The following is a 10,197-nucleotide window of genomic DNA, read 5'->3' as shown; positions in this document are numbered from 1 at the left end:
TGCACGGTCAGCGCCAGCCGCCGCGGCGTCGCGAACGCCCGGGCGCCTTCGTAAACCAGCCCCTCGGCGACCAGCTTGTCGGTCACCATGCGGCGCAGATCGTCCGCCGCCTTCGCCTGCATGCGCGCGGGGATTTCCTCGGAAAACAGTTCGAGCAGGAGATCAGGCATCAGGCGGCCCTGCCGGCTTCGGTGTGCACCCAGGCTTCGCCGCAGGCTTTCGCCAATTCGCGCACCCGCAGGATGTAGCTCTGCCGCTCCGTCACCGAGATCACGCCGCGCGAGTCGAGCAGGTTGAACACGTGGCTGGCCTTGATGCACTGGTCATAGGCCGGCAGCGCCATCAGGTGCTCCCGCTGGTTGCCACCCTCGCGCCAACCGGCCGCGAGATATTTCTTGCAGGCTTCCTCGGCCATCCTGAACTGTTCGAACAGCATCGCGGTGTCGGCAATCTCGAAATTGTGCCGCGAATATTCCTGCTCGGCCTGCAGGAACACGTCGCCATAGGCGACCTTCTCGGCGCCCTCGCGGCCGTTGAAGTTGAGGTCGTAGACGCGGTCGACGCCCTGCACATACATCGCCAGCCGCTCGAGCCCGTAAGTGAGCTCGCCCGCCACCGGCGCACATTCGACGCCCGCGACCTGCTGGAAATAGGTGAACTGCGACACCTCCATGCCGTCGCACCAGCATTCCCAGCCCAGGCCCCAGGCCCCGAGCGTCGGGCTCTCCCAGTCGTCCTCGACAAAGCGGATGTCATGCAGCGCCGAATCGACGCCGATCGCGGCCAGCGATTTCAGATAGAGCTCCTGGATGTCGGATGGCGACGGCTTCAGGATCACCTGGAACTGGTAATAGTGCTGGAGACGGTTGGGGTTCTCGCCATAGCGGCCGTCCTTCGGCCGGCGCGAGGGCTGCACATAGGCAGCGTTCCAGCGCTTCGGCCCCAGCGCGCGCAAGGTCGTGGCGGGATGGAAGGTGCCGGCACCGACCTCCATGTCATAGGGCTGCAGGATCACGCAGCCGTAATCCGCCCAGTAGCGCTGCAGCGTCAGGATCAGTCCCTGGAACGAACGTTCCGGGCGCATATGGGCGGGCAGGGAATCCATCGTCGGCATCGGTCTCGCGATGAGGTGTTTGAAAGCGCGCGGACCGTATCGGCGGGAAGACGGGGAATCAAGGCGAACGCGCCTCCCCATTGCGCGAAAGACGCGTCCCACGTGCTCCGTCATGGCCGGGCTTGTCCCGGCCAGCATCAGCAGGAAGGAAGGGCGTGGATGCCCGGGACCGGGCTACGCCAAGGCTTCGCCGGGCACTCTAGTGTCAGTCCGGCGAAGCCATAGCGAAGACGGGCAAGCCCGGGCATGACGAGTATGTGAGTCCCTAGCCCGGGCGGTAGGCGCCGGTGACGGGGTCGCGGCGCAGGGTCGGAATCTCGCTGCGGCTGACGGCCTCGGCCATGTGGGCGCGACGCGCCTCTTCCAGTTCCTCGTTGATCCGCACGGCCGTGCGATAGGCCCAGCGGACCACGGCGAGCCCTCCCAAAACGCCCGCAAATGCGATCATGGCTGGCATCGGTCGATCCTTGTCGTTCACCTCTCAGGCCCCCAATAGCTGGTATTTTCGCTTAAGCTGGGGCGGTCCGCAATCAACCTTTTGGTAACGGATGCGGCAAACGGCAGCATCTTCAAAGCGTTTTCGAGCGAAGTGGACACCGGTTCGCGTGAAGAAAACGCGTCAAAACAAAAGAATCTAGAGCTTCGGTTCTGATTTCAATCAGAACCGAAGCTCTAGAACCCGAATTTGGCCCAGATCGCCCGCGTTTCCAGCGCCGAGATCAAATCATCCGGCAGTCCTCCGAGCGGGTCCAGCGCCGCCAGCGAGCCGGCCCCGGGCGACCGCCGCCCGAGAAGCCCCGACAACAGCCCGCTTGCGGGCGCAATCACCGGCGTCAGCACCTTCTCCCCGTAGCGGGCACGGAGCGTCGAGCGGAGGTCGCCGATCCCGTCCGCCAGGCCGAGCGCAATCGAGGATTCGCCGGCCCAATATTCGCCGGTGAAGAGCACATCGTCGGCGCCTTTCAGCCGCGCACCCCGGCTCTCCTTGACCAGCGCGATGAAGATCTCGTGGATCTCGCGCTGGATCGACTTCAGCCGCGCCACCTCCTCGGGCTTCTCGGGGAGGAACGGATCGAGCATCGCCTTGTGCTCGCCGGCAGTATAGAGCCGCCGCTCGACGCCGATCTTCCGGATCAGTTCCTGGAAACCGAAGCTGCCGCCGACCACCCCGATCGAACCGAGGATGGAGGACGGGTCGCAGAAGATCTCGTCGCCCGCGCAGGCGATCATGTAGCCGCCGGAGGCCGCGACGTCCTCGACGAACACCAACACCGGCAGCTTCTTTTCGGCGGCGAGCTGCCGGATCCGCAGATAGATCTGGCGCGACTGCACCGGCGAGCCGCCGGGCGAATTGATCACCAGCGCCACCGCCTTGGCGTTGCGGATCGCGAACGCGCGCTCGAGCGTCTTCGCGATGCCGGCGAGCGTCATGCCGGGCCGCAGCGGCGTCACCGCGCCGATCACGCCCGACAGTCGTACCACCGGCACCACGGCCATGCCACGCCGCAGCCGTGCCGGGAGCCAGCCCTCGAGCCTCTCGAAGAGGCCCGGCAGTCCGGGGCGATCAATTCTTTGTTCACTCATTCCCGTTACCTCGAATTAACCGTTTTTTATCCCACCACTGTCATCCACTGATGGAACGCCCCTTGCATCGCGGTGTTCTAGCTGCAATCGCGCAGCGGAGAGCAAGATGAAAATCTATCTGCTGATTTTGCTGATCGGTACCCTGCTCGCGGCGGTTCACTTTACCGCAGCACCCGAACGGCAGTCGGACACGCTCCCGCAATAGTAAAGGACAGGTCCGCGGTCCGGCATCTTCACCCGGCAAGCGGCAATATCCCCTTCCCCATCAAGCTCTCCTGTACCTCTTTATTAGGCACGCCAGACTCGTCATTGAGCACGAGAGCGGCATGGAGGCGCGTCGCGCGCGCCCGCCTTTGACCGCGCGAACCAGGATGCGGCCCGCCACCGCGGTCACATCGGCGTGAACGGGCAGGATCTCGAGGCTGCCGAAGCCGCGATCGAGCGCGGCCAGCACCTCGGCAATGCCATCGGCGCGCCAGATCAGCGTCAATTCTCCTCCGGATTTCAGAATGCGCCGCGCGGCATGGATCCAGCTTTGCAAGGTTGTCGCCGACGCGATGTGCGCGACCTCGCGCGCCCGGTCCGGCGAAGCGCGGTGGCGCCGGGAATCATTGAACGGCGGATTCATCAGCACGACATCGACGCTGTCGGGCGGCAGGCCGGCGGCGGCAAAGGCCTCCGCTGACGATTCAACGTCGAGCACGATCACGTCGGCGGAAATCGCATTGGCGGCGGCGTTAGCCTCGGCAAGTGCAGCTAGCTGCGCGTCGATCTCGACCATCACCAGGCCGATGCCGGCAACACGTTTGGCCAGCGCAAGGCCGGCGGCGCCGACGCCCGCGCCCAGATCGGCCACGCGATCGCGGTGACGCGCGCGCGTCGCGGCGGCGAGCAACATGGCGTCATGTCCGGCGCGGTGACCCGACTTGAGCTGTCGCAGCAGCAATCGTCCGCCGAGAAAGGCGTCCTCGCTGACGTCTTCACTCATCGGCGCGCAATTCATGCGCGAAACCCGCATCGGCCAACAACTCACGCGCGGCGCGGTTGTCGTCCTCATGGACCAGGATACGCCGCGGCAGGATGCCGAGCGATCCCTCGATGACGCTCATGTTCTGGTCCAGCACCAGATGATGGATATTGGCGCTGTCGAGCAATGCGGTGATCGCAGACACCAGCACCATGTCATTGGTTCGGACCAATTCCCGCAAGTGTTCGTTCTCCATGTTTCATGCCCAGCGCAGACCATGCGACAGATGTCAACAGCTTCGTACCCTTGCCGCCCCAGCGCGCAGTTTCTATTGTAGTCTTTAGGCGCAGTGATCGACTTGCCGGGTCACGCCCTAGGATAGTGTGATTTCGGCAAATTTGGAGACCAGCGTGGCGGTTATTGTCCCCTTTGAAAACCCGTCGAACGCTTCGATAGACCCGCTGGTCGCCCTGGTCGCCGCCGACATGGAACGCGTCAACGCGACCATCCTGGCGCGGACCGGCTCCGAGGTCACGATGATCCCGGAGGTCGCCAACCACCTGATCTCCTCCGGGGGAAAACGCCTGCGGCCGATGCTGACATTGGCGATGGCCCAGCTCTCCGGCTATTCCGGCGACGGCCATATCAAGCTCGCCGCCGCCGTCGAGTTCATGCATACCGCAACTCTGCTGCATGACGACGTGGTCGACGAAAGCGAGCTCCGGCGCGGCAAATTGTCGGCGCGGATGCTCTGGGGCAACGAGGCCAGCGTCCTGGTCGGCGACTTCCTGCTCGGCCAGGCCTTCCGCATGATGGTCGAGGTCGGCTCGCTGCGCGCGCTCGACATCCTTTCCTCGGCCGCTGCCACCATCGCCGAGGGCGAGGTGATGCAGCTTGCCGCCGCCAAGAACACCGCGACCACCGAGGACGAATATCTCGCCGTGATCCGCGGCAAGACCGCGGAGCTGTTCGCCGCCGCCTGCGAGGTCGGCCCGGTCATCGCCAACCGGCCGAAGGCGGAGCAGACCGCGTGCCGCTCGGTCGGCATGAATCTCGGCATCGCCTTCCAGCTCGTCGACGACGTGCTCGACTATGGCGGCAAGTCCGCCAAGCTCGGCAAGAACGTCGGTGACGATTTCCGCGAGGGCAAGATCACATTGCCGGTGGTGCTGGCGTTCCGCCGCGGCAATGACAGCGAACGCGAGTTCTGGGTCCGCGCGCTGGAGCAGGGCGAAATCCGCGGCGGCGATCTCGACCACGCGATCGGGTTGATGACCAAGCACCGCGCGCTCGAGGACACACTGACCCGCGCCCACCACTACGGCGCCATGGCCGTCGACGCGCTGGCGCTGTTTCCGCCCTCCCCGATGAAGACCGCCCTGGAGCAGGTCGTAGCCTTCTGCCTGGCGCGCTCGCATTGAGTTTGTTCCGCCGTCATACCCCGCGAAGGCGGGGTATCCAGTAAGCGGCGGCTTCTCGATTCTGCTCTGACGTCTCTGGAATACTGGGTCACCCGCCTTCGCGGGTGACGACAGCCGCGTAGGATAGATAGAGCAGGTTGCGCTACTTCAGCTCAGCACGCCCGAATGCACCCACCAGATGGGGTGCTCGCGGCGGAGCTTCTCGGCCGCGCGCTGGGCGTCGGCGGTGTTCTCATAGATCGCAAAACATGTGGCGCCCGAGCCGGACATTCGCGCGAGCCAGGCGCCATCGGTGGCGTTGAGCGCGGCGATCACCGCGCCGATCACGGGCTGGATGCGCACCGCCGGCGCTTCCAGATCGTTCGAGCTGGCGGCAAGGGCCTCGACCCACTCGTCGAGCGAGCCGCCCTGCTCCGGCCAGGACGGCGCCTGCAGCATCACGTCGGTGGCGCCGACCAGGAGGTCGCCGGGGCGCAAGCCAAGCTCCGCGAACACGTCCTTGGTGGCGACGGGGATCCGCGGATTGACCATGACGCACGGCAGCTTCGGCAGGTTCAACGGCATCAGCGTCTCGCCGACCCCGGTCATGTCGCAGGCATGCGAGGCGACGCAGACCGGCACGTCGGCGCCGGTTTTCAGCGCAACGTCGCGCAGACGCTCGTCGTCGAGGGCGAGATCGTTTAGTCGCGCGAGCAGCCGCAGCGCCGCCGCGGCATCGGCCGAACCGCCGCCGATCCCGGCGGCCACCGGCAACACCTTCTCCAGCGCAAAGCTGCCGGCCTTCAGGCCGGGAACGCGCTCGCCGAGCAGGCGCGCGGCCTTCAGCACGAGATTATCAGCGGTCTCGCCGCAAGCCTCCGCCATCGGCCCTGAGGTCGTGAGCGTGAGTTCTTCGCCCGGCGTCAGCGTCAGGCGATCGGCGCAATCGGCGAACGCCACCACGCTTTCAAGGTCGTGATAGCCGTCGACGCGCCGCCCGATCACCCGCAGGGTCAGGTTGACCTTGGCACGTGCGTCCTCAATCAGCGCCGGCATCGACAAACCGCCCCATAATCTCTTTGGATCAGCCGCCCTTGCCGTCTTCTTTCTTCTTCTCGACGGCGGCGGCGTTATTAGAGGCGTCCTCCGGCAGGCCGTTCTCGATCTTGGCTTCGATCTTCGGCAGCTCGTCGGCCTCCGGCTTGAGGTCGCGCGCATGCGCCCACTGGAACTTAGCTTCCAGCGTGCGGCCGACCCGCCAATAGGCGTCGCCGAGATGGTCGTTGATGGTCGGATCTTCCGGCTTGAGGTCGATGGCGCGCTCGAGCTGCTTCACCGCCTCATCGTAATTGCCGATGCGGTAATAGGCCCAGCCGAGCGAATCCACGATGTAGCCGTCGTCGGGGCGCTGCTCGACGGCACGCTTGATCATCTTCATGCCTTCGTCGAGATTGATGCCCTGATCGATCCAGGAATAGCCGAGATAGTTCAGCACATGCGGCTGCTCGGGCTGCATCTCCAGCGCCTTGCGCATGTCGGCTTCAGCCTTGGTCCACTGCTTGGAGCGCTCCTCGCAGATGCCGCGGTAGTAGTAGGTGACCCAGGCGTTCTTGTCGCCGGCCGTCGGCATCGCATCGATCGCCTGCGTGTAGGTGCCGGCGCAATCGGCGAATTTCTTGCGGCCACGCTCGATATTGCCGAGCGCCATGATGGCCTCGATGTCCTTCGTCGAATCGGAGGTGAGCTCCTTCAGGATCTTGATCGCCTCGTCGCTGCGGTCGGCGGCGTCGAGATCGGTCGCAAGCTGGATCTGCGCGTTGCGCTTCAGCGGCGATGAGGCCGGCATCCGCTCATAGATCTTGATCGCCATCTGCGGTTTCTTGACGCTCTCATAGAGGTCCGCGAGCGAGAGCAGCGCCAGCGGATGATTGGGCTGCAGGTACAGCGCAAGCTGCAGATAGACCAGCGCCAGATCCTCGCCGCCGCGGCGCGTCAGCGTCGCGCCGATGCCATAGAGCGCTTCGGCCGCGCCGGCCTGCGCCGAATCGACCAGCGGCGATAGCTTCTTGCCGGCCTTGGCCTCGCGGATGCCCTCCTGCACCAGCGGGTGGCGCGGCAACTTCTTGTCGAAGGCCTCATAGAGGGACGTCGCGGCAGCCGCATCCTTGTTGCGCGACGACCAGCGCGCATATTCGTCCACGATCCGCAACATGGAATCATCGAGCTTGTAGGCGCGCTCGAAGCGGGTGCCCGCGTCCTTCTCCTTGCCGGAAAGCTCCAGGATCATGCCGGCGTGGAGATCCTTGAACAGCGGGTACCATTCCGGCCCGGTGAGCTTGTCGATGTTGGCGACCGCCACCTTGGCATCGCCCGCGCCATAGCTCGCCCAGGCTGCCAGCAGCGTCGCGACCAGGTCGGTGATCGGTCCGCGGATCGACTGGTTGACGTTGACCTGCGCGGCCGCGTACTTCTTCAGCTTCAGGTCGCGTACGCCGACGACGAGCCGCGCGACGCGGTTCGATTTGTCCTGCGCGAGGATGCGGTCGGCGAGCTTAACGGCCTCGTCGATGTCGCCTTCGGCCAGCGAGGAGATGAAGGCGCGGTCGAGCAGTTCGTTGTTCTTCGGGTCGGTACGGAGTGCCGAGCGGTAAAATGCCGCAGCGGACGCCGCGTCGCGCTCGACGCTGGCGTGGCGGGCGGCGAGATAGCTGCCGGCCGTGGTCAGCGATTTCAGGTCGTTCTTGCTCGGAAACTGCGCCGCGTTGTCGGCGGGATGATCCGGCGTCTGCGCATAGAGCGCGCCAGGTGCGGCGAGCACGGCCAGGCTGAGAGCAGCAATCGTCCAGCGGTTAAAGCGTGTAGAAAGCATCACGGTTCGCCTTGCTCCAAGGGATTAACGGCGGGATTAACGGCGGCGATCTCTCAGGATCAGTGTCGAATGCGGACCCAAGCGGCGGCATCCCGGCCAGCGACAATGCCGTTTTTGGCCTCCAATCGCAAGGACACGGGTGGCGAATCAATTAGCAGAATAGCCCTCAAAGCCGCCGATTTGACCGTTAATACCCGAAACGCCTTCAGTGTGGCGGTATCGTGACCGGTCTTGCCGGATTATCCGGGCCTCCACTCACACAATCGTGGTCGGGCCGGCCATTCCTATATCGCCGCGGTCACATCGCCTCGTAGTTGGGCCCGCCACCGCCCTCCGGCGGAACCCAGGTGATGTTACCGTTCGGGTCCTTCACGTCGCAGGTTTTGCAGTGGACGCAGTTCTGCGCGTTGATCTGGAAGCGCGGGCCCGAGGCTTCCTCGACCCATTCATAGACACCGGCCGGGCAATAGCGATTGGAGGGGCCGGCGTAGACGTCGTGCTCCGACGTCTTCTGCAGGTTCATGTCGGCGACCTTGAGATGAACCGGCTGGTCCTCCTCATGGTTGGTGTTGGAGAGGAACACCGAGGACAATTTGTCGAACGAGATCTTGCCGTCCGGCTTCGGATAGGCGATCGACGTGTGCTGTTTCGCCGGGTCCAGCGTCTTGCGATCGGGCTTTGCGTGCGATTGAGTTCCGAACAGCGAGAAGCCCAGCGTGTTGCACCACATGTCGAAGCCGCCGAGCGCGACGCCGATCACAGTGCCGAACTTCGACCATAGCGGCTTGACGTTGCGGACACGATGCAGGTCCTTGCCGATGGCGGAATCGCGCCAGGCGTTTTCATATTCCACGAGTTCGTCATTGGCGCGGCCGGCGCCGATCGCCGCCGCGACATGCTCGGCGGCGAGCATGCCGCTGCCCATCGCGTTGTGCACGCCCTTGATGCGCGGCACGTTGACGAAGCCGGCCGCGCAGCCGATCAGCGCGCCGCCCGGGAAGGTCAGCCGCGGTACCGATTGATAGCCGCCCTCGGTAATGGCACGCGCGCCATAGGCGAGCCGCTTGCCGCCTTCGAGCACGGCACGGACGGAAGGGTGCGTCTTGAAGCGCTGGAATTCGTCGAACGGCGACAGATACGGATCGTCGTAGTTGAGATGCACGACGAAGCCGACGGCGACGCGGTTGTCGTCGTAGTGATAGAGGAACGAGCCGCCGCCGGTGGAATTGTTGAGCGGCCAGCCGAAGGAATGCTGGATCAGGCCCTTCTGGTGCTTGGCGGGATCGATCTGCCATACCTCTTTCAATCCGATGCCGAATTTCGGCGGCTCGCTCTTCGCATCGAGCTGGTACTTCGCGATGAGCTGCTTCGACAGGCTGCCGCGCGCGCCTTCGGCGAACAGCGTGTATTTGCCGACGAGCTCCATGCCGCGGGTGTAGGAGTCCTTGTGCGAGCCGTCCTTGGCGATGCCCATGTCGCCGGTGGCGATGCCGCGCACATTGCCGTTGTCGTCATAGAGCACTTCGGCGGCAGCAAAGCCCGGATAGATCTCGACGCCCAGCGCTTCCGCCTTCGGCGCCAGCCAGCGGCAGACATTGCCGAGCGAGCCGATATAGCAGTGATGATTGTTCATCAACGGCGGCATCATGAAGGCCGGCAGCCGGATCGCACCGGCTGCCGTCATCCAGTAGAAGCGGTCGTCCTTCACCTGGGTCTTCAGCGGACAGTCGGCATCCTCGCGCCAGTCCGGAATCAATTTGTCGAGCGACACCGGATCGATCACCGCACCGGAGAGGATATGCGCGCCGACCTCGGAACCCTTCTCCACCACGACGATGTTGAGATCGGGATTGAGCTGTTTCAGCCGGATCGCAGCCGAGAGGCCCGACGGTCCGGCGCCGACGATCACGACGTCGAATTCCATGGATTCGCGGGGCGGTAGTTCTTCGGTGCTCATGGTCTCTTCTCAGCCCGGTTGAGAACGCTTCTAATTGGTTAGGCTGCGTTGTTTCCGATTTTTGTCGCGAGGACAACCATTGAAATGCATTTCGCGACGGCGCGATGCATCCTAAATTGCGGGCGGAGGACTTGTATCCCACCATGACGCCCGAGCCCGCCCCTACCTTAAAGCAATTGCTGGCCTTTTACCTCGAGGCCGGGGTCGATTGCGCGCTTGTTGACGAGCCGGTCAACCGGCTCGCGGAGGCGGAGCCTGTTCCCGCCGCCCCGCCGCGCGAGATAGCGCCGTCGCGTCCGCAGCGGG

General features: G+C 64.6%; 9 protein-coding genes and 2 pseudogenes. 2 read left to right on the top strand and 9 right to left on the bottom strand.

Translation table 11 applies throughout. The features are described 5' to 3' along the window. The 6 genes and pseudogenes from CWO89_RS34585 to CWO89_RS34560 form a co-directional block, all read right to left on the bottom strand. On the bottom strand, positions 1 to 170 hold a 170-nt coding region (locus CWO89_RS34585; RefSeq protein ID WP_130582924.1), incomplete at its 3' end, for a glycine--tRNA ligase subunit beta. After that, positions 170 to 1,105: a glycine--tRNA ligase subunit alpha gene (locus CWO89_RS34580; protein WP_130582923.1), complete on the bottom strand. Its 936-nt coding sequence runs from the start codon at positions 1,103 to 1,105 to the stop codon at positions 170 to 172. The genes CWO89_RS34585 and CWO89_RS34580, both read right to left, overlap by 1 nt. A gap of 274 nt (positions 1,106 to 1,379) precedes the next feature. Continuing rightward, positions 1,380 to 1,571 (bottom strand): hypothetical protein, encoded by a 192-nt coding sequence (locus CWO89_RS34575; protein ID WP_130582922.1) that lies wholly within the window; start codon positions 1,569 to 1,571, stop codon positions 1,380 to 1,382. Between the two features lie 215 nt (positions 1,572 to 1,786). Continuing rightward, positions 1,787 to 2,698, bottom strand: a complete 912-nt coding sequence (locus CWO89_RS34570) for a S49 family peptidase (RefSeq protein WP_130582921.1) — start codon at positions 2,696 to 2,698, stop codon at positions 1,787 to 1,789. Positions 2,699 to 2,931: 233 nt separating this feature from the next. Next, positions 2,932 to 3,686, bottom strand: a pseudogene (locus tag CWO89_RS34565) (methyltransferase). Then, entirely contained in the window at positions 3,679 to 3,906 is a 228-nt protein-coding gene (locus CWO89_RS34560; protein ID WP_028166900.1) for a putative signal transducing protein, read from the bottom strand. Before CWO89_RS34560 ends, CWO89_RS34565 begins: the two are co-directional and overlap by 8 nt. Positions 3,907 to 4,075: 169 nt before the next feature. On the opposite strand from CWO89_RS34560, the gene CWO89_RS34555 reads away from it, so the two are divergent. Then, positions 4,076 to 5,086 (top strand): polyprenyl synthetase family protein, encoded by a 1,011-nt coding sequence (locus CWO89_RS34555; protein WP_130582920.1) that lies wholly within the window; start codon positions 4,076 to 4,078, stop codon positions 5,084 to 5,086. 147 nt (positions 5,087 to 5,233) lie between these two features. On the opposite strand, the gene CWO89_RS34550 is transcribed toward CWO89_RS34555, so the two are convergent. The 3 genes from CWO89_RS34550 to CWO89_RS34540 form a co-directional block, all read right to left on the bottom strand. Further along, positions 5,234 to 6,121: a 4-(cytidine 5'-diphospho)-2-C-methyl-D-erythritol kinase gene (locus CWO89_RS34550; protein WP_130582919.1), complete on the bottom strand. Its 888-nt coding sequence runs from the start codon at positions 6,119 to 6,121 to the stop codon at positions 5,234 to 5,236. 28 nt (positions 6,122 to 6,149) lie between these two features. Further along, the gene (locus tag CWO89_RS34545) at positions 6,150 to 7,934 is read right to left on the bottom strand and encodes a tetratricopeptide repeat protein (protein WP_130582918.1); all 1,785 of its coding nucleotides are present in this window, start codon (positions 7,932 to 7,934) and stop codon (positions 6,150 to 6,152) included. Between the two features lie 298 nt (positions 7,935 to 8,232). Next, positions 8,233 to 9,891: an electron transfer flavoprotein-ubiquinone oxidoreductase gene (locus CWO89_RS34540; RefSeq protein WP_130582917.1), complete on the bottom strand. Its 1,659-nt coding sequence runs from the start codon at positions 9,889 to 9,891 to the stop codon at positions 8,233 to 8,235. A 143-nt stretch (positions 9,892 to 10,034) separates the two neighbouring features. Here CWO89_RS34540 and CWO89_RS48325 point away from each other — a divergent pair. Further along, positions 10,035 to 10,197 (top strand): annotated as a pseudogene (locus tag CWO89_RS48325) (uracil-DNA glycosylase); the annotation flags it as partial.

Source organism: Bradyrhizobium sp. Leo170, assembly GCF_004296405.1.
Classification (GTDB): Bacteria; Pseudomonadota; Alphaproteobacteria; order Rhizobiales; family Xanthobacteraceae; genus Bradyrhizobium.
This window is presented reverse-complemented; position numbering and strand designations above follow the sequence as displayed.